The organism is Spirosoma panaciterrae DSM 21099, from assembly GCF_000374025.1.
Lineage (GTDB): Bacteria > Bacteroidota > Bacteroidia > Cytophagales > Spirosomataceae > Spirosoma > Spirosoma panaciterrae.
In genome coordinates, this window is sequence record NZ_KB893228.1 from 88,273 (window position 1) to 112,159 (window position 23,887).

Below are 23,887 nucleotides of genomic sequence, written 5' to 3' on the forward strand. Positions count from 1 at the left end.
TGTTTGTTTTATCAAGAATCGGCCAACGAATCGACTGGCCAATCAATCGACTATAACTGAGGCTGTTCAGCTACGAGTTTTTCATCGACATGGCCGGGTTTGCGATTACGCATCCAGAACCAAAGTACGACAAAGGCTACCACCAGAAAAATTGGGAACATGGTCATTTTAGCTAGGGTTGCCTGACCCGCAGCCAGTTCTAATGCATCTCCGGTCGCTCCAGTAGTCGCTTTTTCAACTTTGGCTGAATCAATCCAGCCACCAATAATGGGTTGCCAGATGGATGTCGAGAACATACCTACACCACCAATGATCGACATACCCAGAGCACCACTAGCTGGGATATTTTCGGCAACGAACCCAATCATGGTTGGCCAGAAATAACAAACACCGATGGCGAAGAAAATAGCAGCTACGTAGGCCATAGAACCCGTTTGTGTGCTGAATAAGTAAATACCGATGGTGGCAAAAACAGCACCGCCAAGCAGTACACCCGTTTGGTTGAGTCGGTGAATGATTGGCCCACCAAAATAGCGACCAATGGCCATAAGACCTGTGGTGAGGGCCAGAATATACATCGGCGTAGCACCACTCTTACTCATGATCAGGCCAACCCACTGCTGTGGTCCAAACTCCGAAATAGCCGTGAAGGCCATACAAACGAACATGAACAGGAAAAGCGGGGTAAGCATAGCCTGAAAATTACTGCTCAGTGAGGTAGCCTTCACTTCCTTAGAGGTTGGGAACGCCTGGCCAAAGAACAGGAACGCATAAATCACGGTAGGGATCATGATTACCCATACCTGCGTTTGCCACGACAGGCCAGCATCCGTCATAAACTTAGACAGCAGGCTACCAATCACAATACCACCGGGAAACCACATGTGGAAGCGATTCAGCATCTTGTTCATCTGAGCGCCCGTAAACATATCGGCAATCATCGGATTACAAGCCGCTTCTGTACAGCCATTCCCAATACCGATCAGCAACGTCGAAATCAGCAGCGTAGAATAGCTTCCCGCGTAGATCGTCAACAGAATTCCCAGCGTATGGCACAAGAAAGCAACATTCATAATGAGCTTAGGCCCTACTGAGTAATAAACCAGCCCACCAACAATCATAGCAATCGGAAAGCCGAAGAACCACATGGAGTTGATGAAACCTAACTGCTCGGCCGATAGCCCGAGTTCGGTACCTAACTGCGGCAGAATACCAGCCCGAATACTAAAGGAGAAGGCGGTTGTGATCAGTGCGAAGCAACTGGCCAGAAACAGTCGCGATGGATTGACGGTTTGATTCATTTTCTACAAGAGAGGATTTAGTGAGTTTAAGTTAATTAACGAATAAAAGGCGAATGAACAGATAAACTCCCCGCTCTTCGGCCGTTTTTGTGCAAAATTTCCGAAAAATAAGAGAAAACCGCTAATTTCCAGCCGCGAAAAAAGGGGTGCCTGAAAAGACGTTGAACGGTTTTAGGTTGCAAGTTGCAGGTTTACTGAGCGAAACGCCGAACCTGAAACCCGAAACTTGCCATAAATTATAGTAAACAGCCCCCTGTAAACCGCTTTTCACCCTGTTTACTCTCAACTTCATTACCAATGCACAGAAAATTGCGAATGGGTATGGTTGGCGGAGGGCTCGATGCCTTCATTGGCGCTGTTCACCGCCGGGCCGCCAGCCTGGACAACGAAATTGAACTGGTTTGTGGCTGCTTCAGTTCATCGCCCGACAAATCAAAAGCGACTGGTCATGCGTTGTACCTGCCCGAAGATCGGGTTTATTCCTCCTACGAGGAAATGATCCAGAAAGAGAAGGCCCTACCGGAAGGGGAGCGGATGGATTTTATTTCCATCGTAACGCCCAACCACATGCACTTCCCTCCTGCCAAAATGGCGCTCGAAAATGGCTTCCATGTGATGTGCGACAAACCTATGACCCTCAACCTGGAAGAAGCCAGAGAACTGGCCGAAATCGTTGAAAAATCGGGATTGGTATTTGGACTGACGCACAATTATACAGGCTACCCGATGGTGAAAGAAGCCCGCGACATGGTACGAAACGGGAAACTGGGTAAGATTCGGAAAGTGGTGGTCGAGTACCCGCAGGGCTGGCTATCGAAAAAAGAAGAAGACAACAACTACAAGCAGGCCATCTGGCGTACCGACCCATCGAAATCAGGGGCTGCCGGTTGTATGGGCGATATTGGTACCCATGCCGAAAACCTGGCCGAGTATGTTACCGGCCTGCAAATTGCCGAGCTCTGTGCTGATCTGAGCACCTTCGTTCCGGGCCGTCTGCTCGACGACGATGGTAACGTGCTGTTGCGTTTCGAGGGGGGGGCCAAAGGGGTTCTGCATGCCAGCCAGATTGCCAATGGCGAAGAAAACGCGCTGAAAATTTTTGTATATGGCGAACTGGGTGGTCTGGAATGGCATCAGATGGAACCTAATACGCTCAAATACAAAACCCAGGAAGGTCAGCGAATTATCCGTCCGAACGTTGGCGACCTGTCGGCGGCTGCTAAAGCCCACTGGCGGTTACCATCGGGCCATCCCGAAGGGTTTTTCGAAGCGTTTGCCAACCTATATCGCAACTTCGCCTTCGCCGTAAAAGCTCATATGGAAGGCCGGGAACCTGACCCTATATACGATTTCCCCTCGGTAGCGGATGGCGTCCGTGGCCTGGCCTTCATCGACACGGTGATTGCCTCCAGCCAGGACGACTCCACGAAGTGGACGAAGTTTAAAGAGTGAAAGAGCGGATGAGTGAAAGAGGGATATACGACAGCCAGACTATACCAGATCTGGAAAACATTGTTCAGGAAGCTTGGGTGGACTACTCGGGTCAATCGAAAAGTCAGTTTCTGGATGATCTTGAAAAACGACTGAAGCAATTTATGCTTCGTTGTATAAAAGTGTATCGCACCTTGTCGAAAGACTATGATGCCCAACATTTTGGCCATCAGCTTATTCGCTCATCTTCCTCGGCGGCAGCTAACTTTCGGGCTGTTCGTAGGGGGCGAAGTCAGAAGGAGTATTATGCCAAACTCAGTGTCACCATTGAAGAGTTACACGAATCACTCTTCTGGCTCGAAACCCTTATTTTCACTGAACTAGTACCTGAGCCTCGCCTGGCCGACTTAATAGATGAAGGATATCAACTGTTAAAAATTTTTTCTAAATCCCGTAAATCAGTGAGCGACTGAAAAAAGAGAGAAAGAGTGAAAGAGTGAACGTGTGATAATGGCGGAAGACGCTCTTTCACTCTTTCACTCTTTCACTCTTTGAAACCGCTCTTTCGCTCTTTAAGCCCCTCATGCAAAAAATCAATATTGGTGTCGTTGGCACCGGATTCATCGGCCCCGCGCACATCGAAGCCCTGCGTCGCCTGCCGAACACGAATGTTCTTGCCCTTTGCGAAGTAACCCCCGAACTGGCCCGTCAGAAAGCTGATCAGCTGGGTATCGAACGTTCCTGTACGTTTGATGAACTGCTAGCAATGGACGACATTAAGGTCGTTCATATATGCACGCCCAACTTCCTGCACTACTCGCAGTCGAAAGCGGCTTTGCTGGCAGGCAAGCACGTGGTCTGCGAAAAACCATTGGCCAAAGACCTGCACGAAGCCGAAGAACTGGTTGCGCTGGCTAAAGAAACCGGCCTGGTCAATGCAGTTCACTTCAACCTGCGCTATTACCCGCTCGTTCGGCAGATGAAAGTGATGCGCGAGCAGAACGATCTGGGCGATGTATATTCGGTGATCGGCTCGTACCTACAGGACTGGCTTTTCTACGATACAGACTACAACTGGCGGCTCGAACCCGACAAATCGGGCGATTCGCGGGCCATTGCCGACATTGGATCGCACCTGATGGACAGCCTGGAATACATTACAGGACTGAAAACGGTAGCTGTTATGGCCGATTTCAATACCATCCATAAAGTGCGTAAGAAGCCATTGAAACCCGTTGAAACATATTCGGGTAAGATGCTGAAGCCGGAAGATTATGCCGACGTACCCATCAATACCGAAGATCATGCCAACGTATTGCTTCGTTTCGACAACGGCAACAAAGGCAGCATCACGGTATCGCAGGTATCGGCGGGGCGCAAAAACCAGATGAAACTCGAAATTGCGGGCTCGAAGAAAACCTACGCCTGGAATTCCGAAGCCCCCAACGAGATGTGGATCGGTAACCGCGACGGGGCCAACGAAGCCTTCATGCGCGACCCATCGCTGGCTCACCCCGAAGCTCGTTCGGTGATTTCGTTCCCCGGTGGCCACAACGAAGGCTTCCCCGATACGTCGAAGCAGCTATTCAAAGAGGTATACGAGGCCGTTGCTGCTGGTAAGATGCCCGAAAACCCCAGCTTCCCGACCTTCGCCGACGGTTACCGCGAATTACTCATCTGCGAGAAAATTCTGGAATCCAACCGGAAGCAGGCGTGGGTGGAAATTTAAAGAGTGAATGAGCGAATGAGTGAAAGAGCGATATATAACAGCGAGAATCTACAAGAACTGGAAAACATTGTTCAGGAAGCTTGGGTGGACTACTCGGGTCAATCGAAAAGTCAGTTTCTGGATGATCTTGAAAAACGACTGAAGCAATTTATGCTTCGTTGTATAAAAGTGTATCGCACCTTGTCGAAAGACTACGACGCCCAACATTTTGGCCATCAGCTTATTCGCTCGTCCTCTTCTTCAGCCGCTAACTTTCGAGCCGTTCGACGAGGCCGAAGCCAAAAAGAGTATTATGCCAAACTCAGTGTCACCATTGAAGAGTTAGACGAATCACTTTTTTGGTTAGAAACGCTCATTTTTACTGAACTAGTACCTGAACACCGATTATTAGATTTAATTGACGAGGGCTACCAAATTTTAAAAATTCTCTCAAAATCCCGTAAAACAGTGAGCGACTGATTTAAAGAGCGAAAGAGTGAAAGAGCGAAAAATCTGACGTAAGCCATTTTTCACTCTTTCACTCTTTCGCTCTTTCGCTCTTTAAACAGCATGAAAACAATGAAAGGTCCGGGCATATTCCTTGCCCAATTTTTAGGTGATACAGAACCCTTCAACTCGCTCGATTCCATCGCCAGATATATGGCCGATCTGGGTTACAAAGGTATCCAGATCCCAACCTGGGATGCACGTTTGATCGACCTGAAACAGGCGTCGGAAAGCCAGACGTATTGCGATGAACTGAAAGGCAAGCTGGCCGACATGGGCCTTGAAATCACCGAACTGGCTACGCACCTGCAAGGGCAATTGGTGGCTACCCATCCGGCCTATGGTCCCATGTTTGATGGGTTCGGCCCCGCCGAACTGGCAGGAAAACCCAAAGAACAACAAGCCTGGGCTACCGACCAGTTGATTATGACGGCCAAAGCCAGCAAAAATCTCGGCCTTAAAGCCAGCCCTACCTTCTCGGGTGCTCTGCTATGGCCGTTCGTTTACCCCTGGCCACAGCGTCCGGCTGGTCTGGTCGAAACGGGTTTTACCGAACTGGCTACCCGCTGGAAGCCGATTCTGGATGCTTATGAAGACGCTGGTGTCGACCTGGCTTATGAACTACACCCCGGCGAAGACCTACACGATGGAATCACGTTCGAGATGTTCCTCGAAAAAACGGGCAATCATCCACGCGTCGGTATCAACTACGACCCCAGCCACTTTGTGCTGCAACAACTCGATTACCTGCAATTCATTGATTTCTACCACGAGCGGATTTTCGCCTATCACGTAAAAGATGCCGAGTTCAACCCAACGGGCAAGCAGGGCGTGTATGGCGGCTATCAGGGTTGGGTAGAACGGGCTGGCCGTTTCCGCTCACTGGGCGACGGACAGGTTGACTTCTCGGGTATCTTCTCAAAACTGGCACAGTACGACTACGATCGCTGGGCAGTACTCGAATGGGAATGTGCCCTGAAACACCCCGAACAGGGAGCTGCCGAAGGAGCACCGTTCATCGAAAGTCACATCATTCGCGTCACCGAACGTGCCTTCGACGATTTCGCTGGAACAGGTGCCGACGAAGCCTTTAACAAGAAGGTATTGGGACTATAAGCTCAAACTGCGAATTCCTATCAAATGGGTGCCATTCTTGTATGTTGGCACCCATATTTTTTATTATTCCTATGCCTATCCCTGACTATCAAAGTATCATGTTACCACTGCTCAAACTTGTAGCAGATGGAGGTGAATATAAACTTACCAATCTCGTTGATACACTAGGTAACCAATTTGGTTTGACTGATGAAGAACGAGCTGAATTATTACCAAGCGGGCAGACATTTCTTTTTGGCAATCGGGTAGGTTGGGCTAGGACATACCTTAAGAAAGCAGGTATTCTCGATTCCCCTAAACGAGGAATCATTATAATTACCCAACGAGGTAAAAACGTACTGCGCCAAAAGCCGCAGCAACTAAACGTAGCCTTTTTACGCCAATTTCCAGAATTCCTTGAATTTCAAAATACCAAAAAGCAGGATAACGACGATTTAGAACCCGTAGCTGTTCTTACGCAAACGCCTGAGGAAACACTGGAAGCCTCGTACTTAAGTATTCGAAAAGCCCTTGCCCAGGATTTACTTGACAAGGTGATTAGTCTTCCACCTGCATTCTTTGAAAAGTTAGTTGTAGAATTACTTGTTCGTATGGGTTATGGAGGATCGATAAAAGATGCAGGTAAAGCTGTTGGTAAAAGTGGTGATGAAGGTATTGATGGAACGATTAAAGAAGATAAGCTTGGCCTAGACATCATTTACATCCAGGCCAAACGCTGGAAGCCGGGTAACATAGTTGGCCGTCCAGAGATACACAAATTTATCGGAGCTTTAGCAGGGCAGGGGGCTAAAAAAGGCATTTTTATAACAACCTCATCGTTTACTCGTGAAGCACTTGAGTATGTCCCACGCAATGAGACCAAAATAGTGTTAATTGATGGTGAACAATTGGCTCAGTTAATGATTGATTATAATCTCGGAGTCGCTTTACAGCAGACTTTTGAAGTAAAGCGTATCGATAACGATTACTTCAGTAGCGAATAACCTAAATCTAAACACCATGTCAGGACAAGGTTCGGGTGGAAATGTATTGGCGGCCCTTTGTAGTTTCTTCATTCCGGGATTAGGGCAGTTGTTATAGGGACACTTACCGATCGTCATTATCGCATACCAGAGCTTGGTGGTTTTAGATGCCTTGAACCCACACGAAACCCGTATTATTCATGACAAAAAAGCGCATATTTTTTACTGGAGGCTCTGGAAAAGCCGGAAAGCACGTTATTCCTTACCTACTCGATCAGGGTCATACGGTCATGAATGTAGACCTTACCCCCTTGAATCATCCAGGGGTGTATAATCTGATAGCCGATATTACGGATTCCGGGCAAATGTTTAATGCCATGAGTTCGTACGCCGGTCTGGATGAACTGGAGCCCGGTACGGGCGTACCCCGGTTTGATGCGGTTGTTCATTTTGCCGCCGTTCCCCGAATTTTAATTAAGCCGGACAATGAAACGTTTCGTGTCAATACCATTGGCACTTATAATGTGATTGAAGCGGCCGTTAAACTAGGTATCCCAAAGATCATTATTGCTTCGTCAGAAACTACCTACGGGATCTGTTTTTCCGATGGCCAGACAGACCCCACGTCTCTGCCGCTGGAAGAGGATTATGATGTCGATCCCATGGACAGCTACGGGTTATCGAAGGTGGTCAATGAAAAAACAGCCCGTGCCTTCCAGCGACGATCAGGAATTGATATTTATGCACTTCGTATCGGTAATGTGATTGAACCCCACGAATACGCCGACCTCTTTCCCTATTATTTTCAGCACCCCGAAGTACGGCGTCGAAACGCCTTCTGCTACATCGACGCCCGTGATCTGGGCCAAATCGTGAATTTGTGCTTACAAAAAGACAACCTTGGTTTTCAGATTTTCAATGCCGGAAACGATCACAACGGGGCTGTCATGCCAAGCAGAGAACTGGCTGAAAAATTCTTCCCCGGTGTGCCTATCACGCGCGAACTGGGCGAATATGAAGCCTTATTCTCGAACCGTAAAATCCGGGAAGTACTGGGATTCAGCGAACAACACAACTGGCGAAACTACGTCAACTGGGCGTCGTAATATACACCAACATACTTGGGGCTGTACGTACAAAAACCGTAGCGATAAATTACATTACAATCTAAGTTCTCTGTCATTCCGACGAAGGAGGAATCTTCGGACAAGTCTGACTTTCCTTACTCACTTGAAGCTTCCTCCTTCGTCGGAATGCCTGAAAACACTCAGATACTTACATTACAGTGTCCTAGATAGATAATGACCACTTTTAAATACAAACACGATGGCAGGACAAGGATCGGGTGGAAATGTATTGGCCGCCCTTTGTAGTTTCTTTATTCCGGGATTAGGTCAGCTATTACAGGGGCGCTTGCTGATTGCCATCATTCAGTTTGTGCTGGCGGGTATTCTCTGATTTTTTATGCTTGGCTGGATCATTCACCTCTGGTCTATTCTGGATGCGGCCCGATTTAAAGGGTAGTAACGCACCGATGCTTTATTGGCTCTGGAAAAGCGCTTTGCCTGGGCTACCTTTGTCCCATGCAATCCTTTCCTGTTTCCTCCTCTATCCTCTCTCCGGCTCATCTCGCCCAGTTTTTACAGAAACCCTACTCATTTAGCTCAGATACTACCTGCCAATTGCTAAAAGCAGGAATTAACCATTCGTATCTGGTTAGCGACGGAGCAAACAAAGCCGTTTTCCGAGTCTACAGCCTGAACTGGCGTACCCAAACCGACATTCTGGAAGAAATCAGGCTCCTGAATCTGGTTAAGGATGCCCAAATTTCGGTATCCTATCCCATGCCAGATGCCACGGGCAATTACATCCAGGTGCTAAATGCGCCCGAGGGGCCCCGTTTTGGCGTGCTTTTCTCCTTTGCAAAGGGCGAAAAATTACTGACCTTCCCAGGGGACATCCATTACAAAATTGGCCAGATCATGGCTCGGTTCCACCAACTGACGCTGACGCTGGATCGAGTAACGTACACTGCAAAGACTCTGCTGGTGGATTCGATGGAGAAGTTCAGACCATTTCTGCCCGCCGATACGTCCGAAATGCAATTTATGCTCTCGACGCAACAGTATCTGCTGAACCAATTTGCCAGCATCGACTACTCCCAAACCCGGCAGGGCGTTGTGCATCTGGACATCTGGTTCGATAATCTGAACATTGCGAAAGACGGCACCGTCACCCTGTTCGACTTTGACTTCTGTGGCAATGGTCTACTTTGTCTCGACATTGCCTACTACATCCTGCAAATTCACAGCACCGAAACCGACGTGACCGAGTTCCACAAAAAGAAAGAAGCTTTCCTACGTGGTTACGAAGCCATCACACCCATTAGCGACGAAGAAAAACGACTTTTGCCTATGCTTGGTGAAAGCATTTACTTTTTTTACATCGGTGTACAGTGTGATCGCTTCGAAAACTGGTCGAACAGTTTCCTGAACGAGATGTACCTGAAGCGATTTATTAACTTGCGAATCAAACGCTGGTTCGACTTCAACCAATTGCAGCTGTAATACAGACATGGGCAAATTTCACGACTCGATTAAGCCTGCTCACAAGAAATTCATAGAGGAGCAGCATATTTTTTTCGTTGCCACGGCCCCGCTTAGTCCGGATGGGCATGTCAACCTGTCTCCTAAAGGTCTCGATTGTTTTCGGGTATTGTCTGAACATAAAGTAGCCTATATGGACCTGATTAGTAGCGGTAACGAAACCTCAGCCCATACGCTCGAAAACGGCCGGATTACGTTCATGTTCTGTTCATTCGCGGGAGCCCCCAATATTCTCCGCCTGTATGGCAAAGGCACTACCATCCTGCCCGACACACCGGAGTGGGCCGAATACGCTCCCCACTTTACCATCTACCCAAGTACCCGCCAGCTCATCGTGGCCGATATTCATCTGGTACAAACCTCCTGCGGTTTTGGTGTGCCCCTGTTCGATTATGCGGGCGAGCGCGACATTCATTTCGACTGGGCCGAGAAAAAAGGCAAGGATGGCCTTATCGATTATATGCAGGAAAAGAATCTGGTTAGCCTCGATGGGTTGCCAACTACACTCGGATTGACTCAATGACCCCCACCTTCTTTCCGACTCAGGCCGATTTTCGGGAATGGCTGACCAACAACCACAACAAGCAGCAGGAATTGCTGGTTGGTTTTTATAAAGTCGGTTCGGGGAAGCCCAGCATGACCTGGTCGGAGTCTGTCGATCAGGCGCTTTGTTTCGGATGGATCGACGGTGTCCGCAGATCCTACGACGAACACAGCTACACCATCCGGTTCACGCCCCGAAAGCCTACCAGCATCTGGAGTGCGGTCAATATTCAGAAAGTTGATGCTTTAACGCGCCAGGGATTGATGCAACCGGCCGGGTTAGCCGCTTACGAAAAACGCCAGGAGCACAAGTCGAAAATCTATGCTTATGAACAGGACGACGTTCGCTTCTCTACTGAATTCGAGCAGACGTTCAGGGCGCAGGATAAGGCGTGGGCATTCTTTGAAAAACAGGCTCCCTGGTATCGTAAAGTGATGATGAACTGGGTTATGAGTGCCAAACAGGCAGCAACCCGCCAAAGCCGACTCGACAAGCTTATTGCCTATAGTGCCGAAGGGAAACGAATCTAACAACAAGGCATTTAGCATCAGGCAACCTTTCCGGGTCCGCAATCGTATTGGCCGAAAAAACCGTATATTCGATACCCGTTTTCCTAACCTGACCAGCGTATTCTAAAGCTATGTTGAGCGGATCATTCCGAACCCTTCTCTGGCTTGTTTTTTACTTGCCGGGTATAGCTATTGCCCAGAATCTGGTTCGGAATGGCAGTTTCGAAACCTTCCGGGACTGCCCTCATCATGACAACCAACTGGAGGAGGCTATTCCCTGGTATAATCCCAACAAAGCCACTCCCGATTTTTACCACCACTGCTTCGATTTTGGCCAGTTGATTCTGCCCCCGCACTCGGGCAATGGGGTAGCACATTTGTTTTTCGATGTCGATTGGGCCGAATATCTGGGTATTGAACTGACAGAGCCGCTTACGGCCAATCAATGCTACTATTTTGAGATGTACATCGCGACCAATACTCCAGGCAAGGTCATCCCCGAAACCGTTGGCGCGTATGTATCCAGTCAGCCCATCAGCGGAACCACAACAGGTCTATTAAAAGCCCGCCCGCAAGTGCTCGATCATATTCCCAGAAACAGTATGGGGAATCTGCAATGGCAGCGCGTTTCGGGTATAATCAATGCCGAAGGGGGCGAACGATACCTCACCATTGGCAGTTTTGTGACTCTGCCTGGTTTTCTGGGCTATTATTACCTGTTTGTCGACGATGTATCGCTGGTACAGGTAAAGCTCGACCTGGGCCAGGATAGTACCCTGTGCAGCCGGAAAGATACCTATCAGCTCGACGCTACCACACCGGGCGCTATTGACTATCGCTGGCAGGATGGCAGCACCAAGCCTACCTTTCTGGTCACAAAGCCGGGTAAGTACGCTGTTACAGCCGTTACGGCCTGCCGAATTCTGAAGGACTCCATCACCATCAAGTACGCTCTCGACTTCGACCTGGGCAATGACACGACGCTCTGTAACGCTCAAACCCTAAACCTGAAAGTGCCTTACGATTCGGCCTCAACCTATCGCTGGCAGGATGGCACCACCCAAACAACCTATACCGTCAAACAGGAGGGCGCGTACAGTATTCGGGTAACGCAAGCTCAGTGCGTGGCAACCGATACCATTCAGGTGCGCTTCATTCGTCCGCCCACACTTGATTTAGGGCCCGACACAGAACTATGTGGTGCTCAGGTATTTACTATCAAGCCTACCGTAACGGAAGGGACTTTTAGCTGGATCGACGGTTTTGCGAGTACCAACCGCACAGTGTCTAGCTCAGGGGTGTATTGGGGACGCGTGAAAAACGACTGCGCTACCGTGACCGACTCCATCGAGATCGACTACGGAGCCTGTGACTGTTTGCTATACGCTCCCAACAGTTTTTCACCGAATGGAGATGGCCAGAACGATGTATTTCTGGCCTATGGTTGCGGTGATATTACCATTACCTCATTGGCGATCTATAATCGCTGGGGCGAAGTTATATTTAAAACGAATAAGGCTCCTTTTCAGTGGGACGGATACTACCATGGCGAAATCTGTGAACTTGGTGTTTACGCCTGGAAGATCATTTATGAATTGAAACATGGCCAAAAAGTTAAATATTTGCAGGAACATGGCCCGCTGAGTCTGATTCGGTGAGCCGTTATTCCATGAGTAAAGAAGATCTACACCACTACGAAGAGTTTATTCGCCGTAAGGGCCGTCGCCCTTTAGTAGATGCCTACAGCGCATTTCAACCGTTCAATGAAGCGACAAAGGCCTTTTTCCCGTTTATTCAGCTGGTACAGAATCGCCTAAAACCGGGCGATACCATTCTGAATCTTTGGGATCGATCGGGGTGGTTTACATCCCTGCTGGCTGGGTTATTTCCAGACCAGAACATCCTGACCATCTGGGAAGGTGACCGCGACGTGCTGGGATACAAAGGGTATGCATTCTGGTTTTCAGGGCCAGAAGCTCCCACTAATGTGGAGGTTCTGTTCCAGGATTTACAGAAACCTATTCCCTTATCCGATCATAGCGTTGCCCTGGTTATCGGAATGGATGTACTCCACCGGCATGAGTTATCAAGCTTTCTCGGCGAATTAACGCGTATTCTGGAAGCTGATGGTGCCATGATTTTTCCGCATGTCCATTTAGCCAATGCGGAACCCGTACCGTATTTCAAACGCGGTGGGTATTTACGAACCGGGCTCACCTATGCAGACCAGATCGCACAAGTCAGCCAGATTGGCGACCGACGGGCTTTCATTTTTTCGGAGCCTGATCTGTTTACGTTCAATCGGATAGCCCCGGCCGGTACTTGCCTACCCTTGCAAAGTACACCTGATACAACCGCTTACAATGCCCTGATTGCTATTTTGCCAGCGACCTGGAGCAGTCTTTGCCTATCCCCCTTTCGATTCCATGAAGAGCCCAACTGGACTACCGCCCGGGTTTTGGTGAATCCTATGGTTCACATTGATTATCCATCCGGCCTTGTTCAATGTCGGCCCGATCATCTTTCCGGAATTGTCGGTCATTTACTGGAACGCCACCCGGTTTATAGCGAACTGATTCGGGCATCCGATGGCTACATCCTTTCTGAACGTGCCTTACAGTTTGTGTACTGGGCATCCCGACAATTGACCGTTCTGGACATAGCTATCCGGCTGGGAGAATCCGTTGATCAACTTCGACCGCTGATTGGGGAACTGGCGCAACGGGATTTAATTCAATTGGTCCCGGTCGGCGGTTCGGGGGCACGGCTGCAACATTACCTAAGCTTTCAGACCTACGAAATACCCTATTCCGAACAAACCCTTTCCAGGCTCTGGCAACGGTCAGTCAGCCTGTACGGCGACCAGCCTGCTTTTTGTAACCTGGACGATGATAGTACATTTAGCTATGCCGAAGCGGATCAGATCATTGGCCAGATTCGAGATCGACTCCACAGCGACGGCCTGAAACCCGGCGACCGGGTGCTGATTGTAGCCTCATTGCATGTCGAAAGCATTCTGCTGAGCTGGGCCTGCTGGCAATTGGGTTTAATCATAGTTCCGGTTAGTCAGGAAATTCCAGAAAAGGTCCTAACTGACCTAATCGATTCGGTTCAGCCTTCACTTGTGATTACTACGGCCGATGTCCCATTTTTCGGCAGTAGCACACAACCCGTCATCTGGCTGGACACCGATTCACCTGGCGAACCGCCCACAAATGCCCAATGGTTTGCTGACTGGATCGCTCAGGCCAATGAAAACACTGAGCCGATTACCTGTACATCGGAGACGATAGCTGCCATCCTGTTTACGTCGGGCTCGACGGGTAAGCCTAAAGGCGTTCCACTGACCCATGGGCAGCTTTACCGGAGTGGCCGACTCATTACCGAAACGTTCGGATGGGATAAAACGGACCGATTTATAGCAACGGGCAACCTTGATGCGATGAGCGGTCTTCGGAATGTAACCAGTTCACCTGCCGAAGTCGGGGCCGCTGTCGTTATTCCGAAGGCGGCTCATCGGCAATCGGGCCTGGGCCTAGCTGAAGCCATTGCAGCCGGTCAGGCCACTCTACTGGCTACCAATCCCTCCTTATTACGGCACTGGTTACAGTACAATAGGCGAGTCGCTTTACATGTGCAATCGCTACGGCTCGTAATGAGTACAGGCAGCGCCCTCACCACAGAGCTACGTCAATCGTTTAGCCAGGTCTTTCGTCGGCCTATCGCTAATTATTATGGTTTGACCGAAACGGCGGGCATCTGTCTGGCCGAACGGCCTGATCTGCTACGGGCTGATCAGGATACTATTGGCTGGCCTGTGGGTTGCCTGGCGCAGATCGTCGATGAACAACATCGGCCAGTGGGTACAGGCCAGGTCGGAGAGTTACGGATTTACGGAGAAAACAACATGACCGGCCCTTACGTGGGAGTGCCTACCGAATCGCCTATCGTGGCTGGTTGGCTGTATACGGGCGATCTGGCCGTTGTGAATCCATCGGGAAGCTTCACCCTGTGTGGCCGACGCAGTGAACGCATCAAAAACGCCCATAGCGAAATTGTGTACCTGTCGGAAATTGAAGCGCAATTGCTCACGCATCCATCGGTTAGTGATGCCACAGTATGCGCATTCATACGCCATGACACAGAATCAATGGCGGCTTTTTTAACCGTCAACTCGACTGACAAAACCGACGACAACCTGATCTCGGATGTATCGGCCTACCTGCGAGAACGTGTTGGCCCTCGTAAACTACCCACTGTTTTCAAAATTCTGGATACCCTGCCGCGAACGGCTGGCGGAAAAGTAGCCAAACAATCTTTACTTACCTTACTCCTCTCGAATGACTGAACCTACCTCTTACCTGGATGCCGGAACCTTGTTCAAACGATTGGCGACTCCTGCCTATGCAACTGCTTCATTTGTCGAAACTTCCGGCCAGCGAATCACCTATGCTCAGCTGAGCGAACGCATCCGAAAAGCCTCTGCCTTATTCGGTCAGTATGGGTTGACAGAAGGGGATCGGATTGTTGTTTCGATTGCCGATGAAAAGGAAACCATTCTAACCTTTCTATCCCTGCTGGCCAACGGCCTGACCGCCATTCTGCTTGACCCTGATACCAAAACCAGCCGTGCCGAATCGATTCTACAGATGGCTGAGCCTAAAGGTGTGATTGCCGATGGCGTTTTTTTCGAACAGGTTCCGGCCGCAAAAGCCTATTCGATGGCCCTATCGGTTAAACCTGAACAGCCTCAGAAAGGACAACTCTTTCGAAAACTATTAGGCAAAACGGCGTCCGCCACCGATACAACCACGTATCCTGCTCTCCTACAGTCGCTGTCTGCGGGCACACTACCTAATCAGATTGCTCCGGAAACCGTAGCCTACATTCTGTTTACATCGGGCACAACGTCCGACATGAAGGGCGTACAGATTACCCATCAGGGTTTGTTCAGTCATTTGCAGACGCTCAGCCAGGTGTATGGCCTGACTAGCGAGTCAAGGCTATTGAACAATCTGCTCCTGTACCATGCCGACGGAATTATTCAGGGACCAGTGCTGGCGGCTTATCAGGCATCGGTATGTGTGCGTCCATTCGCCTTCGAAATCAACCGGATCGGGGAGTTGCTGGATGCCATTTATAAATATCGGATCACCCATTTCATAGCCGTTCCGACGATGCTGGCGCTGATTCAGCGGTTTGCCGATGGCTACGAAGATAGTTTCCAGACCAGCGATTTCCAGTTTATCATCTCCGTGTCGTCCCATCTGGAAGAGCCGCTTTGGCGGGCTTTCTCCGAGCGGTATGGCGTCCGGATTGTCAATGTATACGGCCTGACCGAAACTGTAGCCGGAGGCCTCTTTAGTGGGCCATCCGACGATAGTTATCGCATCGGAACCGTAGGTAAGCCCGTTGATATGGTCGCCCGGATTGTGGATGAAACGGGGCAGGAAGTGCCAGATGGTGAAGCCGGTGAACTGCTTCTCTGCGGAGCCAATGTCATGAAAGGCTATCTGCACAACGAATCCGCTACAACAGCCGTATTGCAGCAAAGCTGGTTGCATACAGGCGATATAGCCATTCGTAGTACCGATGGCTTTTACCGAATAACGGGTCGCCTGAAAAATATCATTGTATCGGGGGGCGTCAATATTCACCCTGAAGAAGTCACCGAAATTCTCAACACGCATCCCGACGTTGTGGAAAGCGTGAGTTTTGGTATTTCGGACGATGTTTTTGGCGAACGCCTGATTAGTTGTGTCGTGCCTAAACCGGGCAGCCATCTCAGCGAATTGGCCTTAACTGCCTTTTGCCGGGAGTACCTCGAAGAGCGAAAAATCCCTACCGCCATTTTCCTGTTCGATGATTTGCCGAAAGGGCTATCGGGAAAAGTGCAGCTCAATCTGATCCGCGACCGAGTTCGCCAGCTCGATAATTCGACAACTTCAACCAGTCTGGATTATACCAAACTGGTGATGGAAGCAGCATCGCAGGCATTTAAAGTACCTGTATCAGACTTAAAGCCAACCGATACGTCCCGCACAATTGCCGGTTGGGATTCGATGGCGCACCTCGACTTTGTTATCCGGCTTGAAAAAGCATTGGGTTTAGAATTCGAAACGGCCGAAATCATGGTGATGAATAGTTTACAAAATGCCGAATCCATCGCCCGTCAGAAAACCAGTTCACGCTAATCGCCAATCGGTTTTCGCAGCTCCGCCCTTATGGGTTTGGGGGCTTACCGGCCTTGGTGTTCTGCTTGGGTTTGGCTTATTGTTCAGTATGGCCGTTCGGTCAGAAAAGGCATTAAGCCAACAATTTACAACCGATGCCGAAACGGTATTACGCCGGGAATGGCGTATGCGTTCCGACTCCGTCACTCGTGTGGTAGTTCTTGGTACTTCACTGGTAGAGAATGGCGTAGCGGACACCGATTTTTTCGAAGGTCGTTGTGGCAAACGAATACGGGTGATAAAGCTGTACCGGGAAGCTGTAAACATCGACGCCTTTACCGAAACCGCCCCTATCTTCAAACTTCTGGAACGGTACCCGCCTGATATTCTGTGCATTGAAGAGAACTTATTGTTATTCCGGCTCCCCTACTTTCTGAGCCCCGGCCAGGCAGAAAACGTATTTGATGCGGTTAATCGCCATTTGACAATACAAGTGAAATCCCTCAAAATTCAGCTTGGTCTGCGCCCCCCCGATCCTGAGCGCGTATTGTTCCAAGGCTTTCCGCGTGAGCAGCATGTGCAGAATCAGGTAGATACGACTGCCTTATCAACAACCCTTGCCGAAATCAGGCACCGTCAAGTCCGCACCCCAGCCGAACTACCCGCTTTATATCGATCCCTACAACAGCTTCATCAATCGGGCACCCGGCTTATCTTATTACATCTGCCACGACCTGCTGTTTTGGAATCGGTTATTTATGGCGAAGGTCGCGACCCCTTATTGCGTGATTTAATCAAGCAGTATCATCGGCTTTACCATCTTGAACACTGGCAATTCGATCGGCCGATGCCCTTCCGGTATTTTGTGGATCAAGCTCATCTGAATCACATCGGTAATCCCATTTATTCGGGTTGGTTAGCTGATAAAATCTGCCCAGTAGCTACCCTTCCTCAACGATGAACGAACTAAACTGGATTATAGCCTTCTCGGTGGTCGGCCTCACTCCGATGGCCTGGTTACTTCCTGGTCGCTGGCAATTACCGACCGTATCGGTGCTTACGGCTGGTTTTATGCTGGTAGCTTCCCCCCTATCGGCCCTTAGTCTGCTCCTCACGGCTAGTTTGAGTTATGGGTTATTTCGTCTGAAATCCCTGACACCGGCCTGGCGCGTAGTATTGTCGATCAGTCAGTCGGTACTTGTCTGGATAATCTTTAAATCTGAATGGCCGATGCACCAGGGATGGCAAACCACGGTTGGAGTTCCGCTGGGATTGTCATACTATACCTTCCGACAGATTCACTACGCCATTGAGCGCTACAAGCAAACCTTACCCGTTCACGACTTCGCCGATTATTTAACCTATCTGTTTTTCCTGCCTACACTCTTAATAGGCCCAATAAATCGCTTCCCCGATTTTTATCGGGATAGCCGTCGCCGACGTTGGGATGCGGTCCTGTTTTCGACAGGTCTGGAGCGAATACTGTACGGCTATGCTAAGATTGTACTGATCGGAAATATGCTGCTGACGAATAAGCTGGCCCATATTATCTATACTTTACAGCCTAATCACCCATCCTTGGCTTCGTATCTTTCCCTGATTCGGTTCGCCACAAATGCCTATATCCAGTTTGCAGGTTTTTCGGATGTAGCCATTGGCCTTTCGCTGCTGATCGGCATACGAGTTCCCGAAAATTTCGAGTCACCCTTTCTCGCTTCTAACCTGAACGAGTTCTGGAAGCGATACCATATTTCATTGTCGAGCTGGTGCCGGGACTACGTATTTACACCGTTACTAAGCCTAACCCGACAACCTGTGCTGGCTACCCTGGGGGCTATGCTGGTACTGGGGTTATGGCACGAATGGTCGAGCCAGTACCTGGTATGGGGTGCTTTGCAGGGGCTGGGGGTTTTGATCTGGCACCGTTTCAAACGCCCCTCAGGCGAAGCCAAAACCGCACAACCCGCATGGCATTCGAACGTCATGCATGGGTTGGGTGTGCTGATAACCTTCCATTATTTCTGTCTGACCTGCCTCGTCATTCAAAAAAACAACTGGCAGGCAGTTGGACAAACCCTGACCCAGCTATTCGCTCGTTAACGCTATGTACCAGTTTTTGCAAAAATACGTTGGTTCGAAGACAGCCGGAATCTTGACAGCCTTCTGGTATTTGCTGCTCCTGTTTCTGATTTTCTATTACTATTTTCTCCCGTCAGGTCAGTTTCGCTATGCCGACTGGTAATAGCGGATCAACTAACCCAGCAACGGTAGGTTACGCGATTCCCTATCTTTTACAGGCAAATTCCCTGATCGAGTAGAACCACCACTCATGTTTAGTTGCCAGCTACGCCAAACCATCGTTTACACCTGCTTACTTAGTCTACTTATTGGGGTTAACGTCTCCGCAGTCGGCCAAAGCGCAAATCCCCGATTCCGGGTAGTAGCCATTGCCGAAAAAGATGGGGGTGTTCATGCACCGTTTGTAGCCGAAGCCAAAAAGTGGCTTGCTCAGCTAGCTACAGAAGGCCATTTTACGATTGATTACATCGAAAATACGAAACCGATCAACGAAGTTTTTCTGGCAAAATATCAGCTCTTTCTCCAGTTGAATTATCCACCGTACATGTGGACCGATACGGCTAAAGAAGCTTTCCGGAAGTACATCACGGAAGGCAAACACGGAGGTTGGGTTGGCCTTCATCATGCGTCGCTGCTGGGCGAATTCGACGGGTACGCCATGTGGCCCTGGTTTTCCGAATTTATGGGCGGCATTCGCTACAAGAATTACATTCCCGGTTTTGCCAGAGCCACTGTCCATGTCGAAGCGAAAGGCCACCCCTGCCTGAAGGGGCTACCCGCCACATTTGAGATTGAGAAAGAAGAGTGGTACACCTATAACAAAAATCCACGGCCGAATGTGAAGGTGCTGGCAACGGTCGACGAATCGACCTACGTTCCGAATTCAACTATTAAAATGGGGGGCGACCATCCGGTAATCTGGTCGAACGAGCACATGAAAGCGCGGAATGTCTATATTTTTATGGGTCACCACCCCGACCTGTTCAAAAACGGGGCCTTCGTTAAACTTCTTCGCAATGCTATCTTTTGGGGATCAGGCTATGAGCAACCCTGATCTCAATTCGTTAAAACTGGATATCTTCTTCGGTTAACAGCGCAGCCAGATTCAGCACTACGTCATCCAGAACCGGCACATTAGCATCCCAGTTTTGCGTGAGCCAGGGCGAACTACGGGTAGCTACAAAAATCTTCTGGGGGTAGGTTGTAATCCAGATTACAGTTTCAACGCCAAACTCCAGCAGTCGTTCGGTCTTTGCGTATACATACCCCGACTCTCCCCTTTCAAACTCTTCCGGTTCAATACGAACATCGATTTCAATGGCAACCTTTGGCGGTACACTGAAGTACTTATCGGTTAGTACCAGTCCCGTTGCTTTATCGAAAATGGCTATATCATTAGAGAGATTATTGCCTTTATCCAGATAAATACCCGATTCGTTTGTCGCTAACAAGTACCGTTTGCGGTCGATATGCATGAATAGAAATCCATGTATCACTGAAACAAGCATGGCTTGTAATGAACTACTTCCCATAATTTCGGCGGGTTTTTTCTTACCAGACAATACTTCCCGGTAGCCCCGTCGATAGAGCGGACGTCCGTTGAGCGTTTCATAGATCAGGTAGTCGGGCACACCTGATTTTCTTCGCTTAGTAGGCATGGTGGAAACAGCAACAGTCATAACTTTCGTTGGCTAGTCTGGATAACAATACTACGCATTTTATGCCTTAAGAACGAGCCGTTGAACGAACTGTTTCTTAGAAAAGTACGCTCCCAATGGGGCCAAAGGTTTATAGCGCTGGTTATTTTCTTTAAACGTTCTACCCCATCGGAGGCATACCCAAAGCTGGTTTCATAAAACGAGAGTCCTGTACATCATCAAATAGAACAGGCTCGCGCATCCACTCAGCATTTTCAGAATAATTTCACGATACGTGAAAGCCCCGCCGAAATAAGTAGGATAACAGCTACTAAACCCAACCCATAATACAAACCAAATGATTCGGCCACGAAGCCAATAACGGGAGGACCAGCCAGGAAGCCGATGAAACTAAACGTTGCAAAAGTTGCCAGACCAGCCGCTGGTGGAATACCCGGCACCCGCATGGAAGCGCTGTAAAGAATTGGTGCCCCTAACGAACAACCAACACCCAGCAGAGCAAAACCGATTAAGGCTGTTGCCGGATAGGGCAGAGCAATGGCAATGATTAATCCTAATGCGCCCAGAAAACCACCTACCTGAAGCCAGCGCTTAGCGCCTATCCGGGGAATGATTCCATCGCCCAAAAATCGAAAACTGGTCATGGTTAGCGAAAATGCGCCAAATCCTAAGGCAGCAATCTGACTACTGGCCCCCAGCGTTTCGTGCAGGTACACCGCACTCCAGTCCAGCGCTACGCCTTCACCCATGGCTACGGCCAGCCCAATAAAGATCATCAGCGACAAATCCAGATTAGGGATCACAAACGAAGCTCCGGCTTTCTCGCCTGATTCATTCCGACTACTCGACGGTATCGTGTGCAATATGGGCTGAAACAAAAAGGTAGCAACCAGAATAATCCCAGCCATGATGGCCATATGCACCGACGGGGATACATTAAGGGCAATTACGGTACCGGCAATGCCTGACCCCAGCAAACCACCCAGGCTCCACATCCCATGGCAGGAGGACATAATCGAAATTCCCTGCGAGCGCTCTACATTCGTTGCCGACGTATTCATGGCTACGTTAAGCAGAGCACTGGTCAGACCCAGTAAAAACAAACCCAGCGCCATAATTCCCATATTGGGGGCGTTGATGGGAATACAGACGGCCAGTGTTAATCCGATCGCTGACCAGAAACAGGCTTTTGCTTCACCTAGTCGGGATATGATCAGCCCCGTCAGCGGATTCATGAGTATGAGCCCTATCGGCATGGCGAAAAGCGTCAGACCCAGTTCGGCATCAGAAAGATGCAGCCTTTCTTTAACGTGCGGAATATGAGCCACCCAACTCCCAAACAGCAGACTGTCTGATGCGAATACCAAACCCACAATCAGCGCCTGCCGGTTTAGAAAAAACGTTTGCAGGTTCTGAACGAAAAGATTACGTTGAAGTCGATTGAATGTAACAGTTGTATTCATAATGCAAAAATAGCCGGCGCCTGCCGACTATTTTAACGATCCATTACCCGCAATTAATGCTGTATTACCCTTTTATTGACAATACTTAGTCAATCATTGTCAACGACGTACTATTTTTAAGGTGCCCTGCCATTGCTTTACGCAGTTTCTCAACTTTCGGAAGCGAAACGGCACGGATATAGGGCTGGTCGGGGTGCAGCGCAAAATAGTTCTGGTGATAGGTTTCGGCGGGGTAGAAAACCGAAAACGGTACGACCTCTGTTACCACTGGATTTGCGTAATGCTTCGACTCGTTGGTCCGTTTGATGGCCGCCAGAATTTCGGCTTTTTCTTCGGGTGTCCGGTAGAAAGCGATCGACCGATAATCCCGCCCGACATCGGGGCCTTGCCGATTCAGCGTTGTAGGATCATGTCCGGCAAAAAAAGCATCGAGCAATTGGGAATAGCTGATAACTTTAGGATCATAATACACCTGTACCGTTTCGGCATGCCCGGTTTGGTCAGAACAAACCTGTTCGTAGGTTGGATTTTTGACCGATCCACCCGCATAGCCCGAAATAACTTCCCGAACGCCTTTGAGCTGATTCATGCCTTCTTCCATGGCCCAGAAGCAGCCACCCGCAAAATTCGCGACGGCTTCGCCGGGTTTGAGGGCAGGAAGTTTAGCAGGGGTATAGTCTTTCGACTGACCTAACGCGCAGCCTGCCAGCAACAGACTCAACGCATAGACAACGATTGATTTCATAGGGTTTTCTGATAGCAGTATGTTGGTATATAAACGTTTAAAACGGATCTCCGGTTTCTTTTCAAGAGGAGAAAAGGACGAGAGGGAAGAAGGGGAAGAAAGGCAGGGTGTTTATAGCTACTTTCCGTCCCTCTCCTCCCCCTATTCCCTTTTCTCCACTACCAATGAAACTTCAGTTTGAAAAAATCGAGCCCGAAGCGGGTAGTTCGTTCCGGGTCATTCATAGCACCGAGCCAGAAACCTGCCGGGTTTACTGGCATTACCACCCCGAATACGAGATTGTATACATTCCGTTCGGCGATGGACAACGTCGAATCGGAACAAACGTATCGTGCTACGAATCAGGCGAATTAGTATTTATTGGCCCCGATTTGCCGCATCTGAATTTCAGCTACGGGAAGGAAGGGCTTTATGAAGAAATTGTGGTGCAGTTGCGGGAAGATTTCATGGGCGAACCGTTTCTGCAAAAGCCCGAACTGGCATCCGTTAGACGGCTATTCGAACGGGCCCATCTGGGTCTGACATTTGGCACCCAGACGAAGAAACAGATAGGTCCCTGGCTTAAAGAACTTCCCAGCCTCCCCCCATTTGAGCGGTTTCTAATGCTGTTACGGATTCTGCAACACCTGGCCGACACGACGGATGTAGAGCCCTTATATGCCAACGGCGTCCGTTTTGACCTGAATCCGAAAGAGCAGGAGCGTATCAATCGAATCTGCCACTATGTAGAACAGCACTACGCCGAGCCGATCGATATACGCACGGTAGCTGATTTGGCTAACCTGACTATCCCCGCTTTTAGTCGCTATTTCAAGCGTATGACGCACCTGACCTTCACCGATTTTGTCAATGAGTACCGCGTGAATCAGGCCCGACGGCTCCTACACTCCGCCCGCTCCATTGCCGATGTTGGGTTTGCTGTAGGCTTCAATAACCTCTCCCACTTCAACAAAACATTCCGAACCGTAACAGGCCAGACACCTAGTACCTACCGGAAAGCATTTACGGGCTAAACAAAACTCCCCGGCTAAGACTAGCCGGGGAGTTTATACTCTGCTAACTCATTTTAAAACCTATGCAAATTT

Annotated in this window: 23 protein-coding genes; 19 read left to right on the forward strand and 4 right to left on the reverse strand. The window is 49.4% G+C overall.

All coding sequences use genetic code 11. The features are described from left to right. Positions 1-50: 50 nt before the first annotated feature. Positions 51-1,301 (reverse strand): MFS transporter, encoded by a 1,251-nt coding sequence (locus tag B153_RS0129785; RefSeq protein WP_020600409.1) that lies wholly within the window; start codon positions 1,299-1,301, stop codon positions 51-53. A 315-nt stretch (positions 1,302-1,616) separates the two neighbouring features. Between B153_RS0129785 and B153_RS0129790 the strand changes: the two genes are divergently transcribed. The 18 genes from B153_RS0129790 to B153_RS0129875 all read left to right on the forward strand — a co-directional run bounded on the left by B153_RS0129790 (position 1,617) and on the right by B153_RS0129875 (position 19,990). Further along, positions 1,617-2,753 (forward strand): Gfo/Idh/MocA family protein, encoded by a 1,137-nt coding sequence (locus B153_RS0129790; protein WP_020600410.1) that lies wholly within the window; start codon positions 1,617-1,619, stop codon positions 2,751-2,753. A gap of 8 nt (positions 2,754-2,761) precedes the next feature. Beyond that, positions 2,762-3,205, forward strand: coding sequence for a four helix bundle protein (locus tag B153_RS36180; RefSeq protein WP_020600411.1), 444 nt, complete (start codon positions 2,762-2,764; stop codon positions 3,203-3,205). A 110-nt stretch (positions 3,206-3,315) separates the two neighbouring features. Continuing rightward, a complete protein-coding gene (locus B153_RS0129800; RefSeq protein WP_020600412.1) occupies positions 3,316-4,461 on the forward strand; it encodes a Gfo/Idh/MocA family protein in 1,146 nt (381 codons plus the stop codon). A gap of 15 nt (positions 4,462-4,476) precedes the next feature. Next, a complete protein-coding gene (locus B153_RS36185; RefSeq protein ID WP_020600413.1) occupies positions 4,477-4,920 on the forward strand; it encodes a four helix bundle protein in 444 nt (147 codons plus the stop codon). 90 nt (positions 4,921-5,010) lie between these two features. After that, positions 5,011-6,063 (forward strand): sugar phosphate isomerase/epimerase family protein, encoded by a 1,053-nt coding sequence (locus B153_RS0129810; RefSeq protein ID WP_020600414.1) that lies wholly within the window; start codon positions 5,011-5,013, stop codon positions 6,061-6,063. 71 nt (positions 6,064-6,134) lie between these two features. Continuing rightward, positions 6,135-7,046, forward strand: a complete 912-nt coding sequence (locus tag B153_RS0129815) for a restriction endonuclease (RefSeq protein WP_026262555.1) — start codon at positions 6,135-6,137, stop codon at positions 7,044-7,046. A 179-nt stretch (positions 7,047-7,225) separates the two neighbouring features. Next, positions 7,226-8,131 (forward strand): NAD-dependent epimerase/dehydratase family protein, encoded by a 906-nt coding sequence (locus B153_RS0129820; protein ID WP_020600416.1) that lies wholly within the window; start codon positions 7,226-7,228, stop codon positions 8,129-8,131. A gap of 220 nt (positions 8,132-8,351) precedes the next feature. After that, the gene (locus B153_RS38760; protein ID WP_020600417.1) at positions 8,352-8,483 is read left to right on the forward strand and encodes a hypothetical protein; all 132 of its coding nucleotides are present in this window, start codon (positions 8,352-8,354) and stop codon (positions 8,481-8,483) included. Between the two features lie 125 nt (positions 8,484-8,608). Beyond that, positions 8,609-9,592 (forward strand): phosphotransferase, encoded by a 984-nt coding sequence (locus B153_RS0129830; protein ID WP_026262556.1) that lies wholly within the window; start codon positions 8,609-8,611, stop codon positions 9,590-9,592. Positions 9,593-9,599: 7 nt separating this feature from the next. After that, positions 9,600-10,154, forward strand: a complete 555-nt coding sequence (locus tag B153_RS0129835; protein WP_020600419.1) for a pyridoxamine 5'-phosphate oxidase family protein — start codon at positions 9,600-9,602, stop codon at positions 10,152-10,154. Then, positions 10,151-10,705 (forward strand): YdeI/OmpD-associated family protein, encoded by a 555-nt coding sequence (locus B153_RS0129840; protein WP_020600420.1) that lies wholly within the window; start codon positions 10,151-10,153, stop codon positions 10,703-10,705. Before B153_RS0129835 ends, B153_RS0129840 begins: the two co-directional genes overlap by 4 nt. A gap of 110 nt (positions 10,706-10,815) precedes the next feature. After that, positions 10,816-12,342 (forward strand): T9SS C-terminal target domain-containing protein, encoded by a 1,527-nt coding sequence (locus B153_RS0129845; protein WP_020600421.1) that lies wholly within the window; start codon positions 10,816-10,818, stop codon positions 12,340-12,342. A gap of 11 nt (positions 12,343-12,353) precedes the next feature. Further along, positions 12,354-15,032, forward strand: a complete 2,679-nt coding sequence (locus tag B153_RS0129850; RefSeq protein ID WP_020600422.1) for a class I adenylate-forming enzyme family protein — start codon at positions 12,354-12,356, stop codon at positions 15,030-15,032. Then, the gene (locus B153_RS0129855; protein WP_020600423.1) at positions 15,025-16,878 is read left to right on the forward strand and encodes an AMP-binding protein; all 1,854 of its coding nucleotides are present in this window, start codon (positions 15,025-15,027) and stop codon (positions 16,876-16,878) included. Before B153_RS0129850 ends, B153_RS0129855 begins: the two co-directional genes overlap by 8 nt. Beyond that, positions 16,838-17,818 carry a hypothetical protein gene (locus B153_RS0129860; protein ID WP_020600424.1) on the forward strand — a complete coding sequence of 327 codons (981 nt, stop codon included), beginning with the start codon at positions 16,838-16,840 and terminating at the stop codon, positions 17,816-17,818. The genes B153_RS0129855 and B153_RS0129860 overlap by 41 nt, the downstream gene beginning before the upstream one ends. Beyond that, a complete protein-coding gene (locus B153_RS0129865) occupies positions 17,815-18,957 on the forward strand; it encodes an MBOAT family O-acyltransferase (RefSeq protein WP_020600425.1) in 1,143 nt (380 codons plus the stop codon). The genes B153_RS0129860 and B153_RS0129865 overlap by 4 nt, the downstream gene beginning before the upstream one ends. A gap of 4 nt (positions 18,958-18,961) precedes the next feature. Further along, the gene (locus B153_RS37925) at positions 18,962-19,099 is read left to right on the forward strand and encodes a hypothetical protein (protein ID WP_020600426.1); all 138 of its coding nucleotides are present in this window, start codon (positions 18,962-18,964) and stop codon (positions 19,097-19,099) included. Positions 19,100-19,186: 87 nt separating this feature from the next. Next, complete coding sequence (locus B153_RS0129875) at positions 19,187-19,990, forward strand: ThuA domain-containing protein (protein ID WP_020600427.1); 804 nt, start codon at positions 19,187-19,189, stop codon at positions 19,988-19,990. A gap of 10 nt (positions 19,991-20,000) precedes the next feature. Here B153_RS0129875 and B153_RS0129880 read toward each other — a convergent pair whose 3' ends face one another. The 3 genes from B153_RS0129880 to msrA form a co-directional block, all read right to left on the reverse strand. Continuing rightward, on the reverse strand, positions 20,001-20,615 hold the full coding sequence (locus B153_RS0129880; protein WP_051097371.1) for a hypothetical protein: 615 nt from the start codon (positions 20,613-20,615) through the stop codon (positions 20,001-20,003). Between the two features lie 233 nt (positions 20,616-20,848). Continuing rightward, positions 20,849-22,057 (reverse strand): MFS transporter, encoded by a 1,209-nt coding sequence (locus B153_RS0129885; RefSeq protein ID WP_020600429.1) that lies wholly within the window; start codon positions 22,055-22,057, stop codon positions 20,849-20,851. Positions 22,058-22,142: 85 nt separating this feature from the next. Further along, positions 22,143-22,802, reverse strand: a complete 660-nt coding sequence (gene msrA / locus B153_RS0129890; protein WP_020600430.1) for a peptide-methionine (S)-S-oxide reductase MsrA — start codon at positions 22,800-22,802, stop codon at positions 22,143-22,145. A gap of 164 nt (positions 22,803-22,966) precedes the next feature. Between msrA and B153_RS0129895 the strand changes: the two genes are divergently transcribed. After that, positions 22,967-23,815 carry a helix-turn-helix domain-containing protein gene (locus B153_RS0129895; RefSeq protein WP_020600431.1) on the forward strand — a complete coding sequence of 283 codons (849 nt, stop codon included), beginning with the start codon at positions 22,967-22,969 and terminating at the stop codon, positions 23,813-23,815. Positions 23,816-23,887 lie beyond the last annotated feature (72 nt).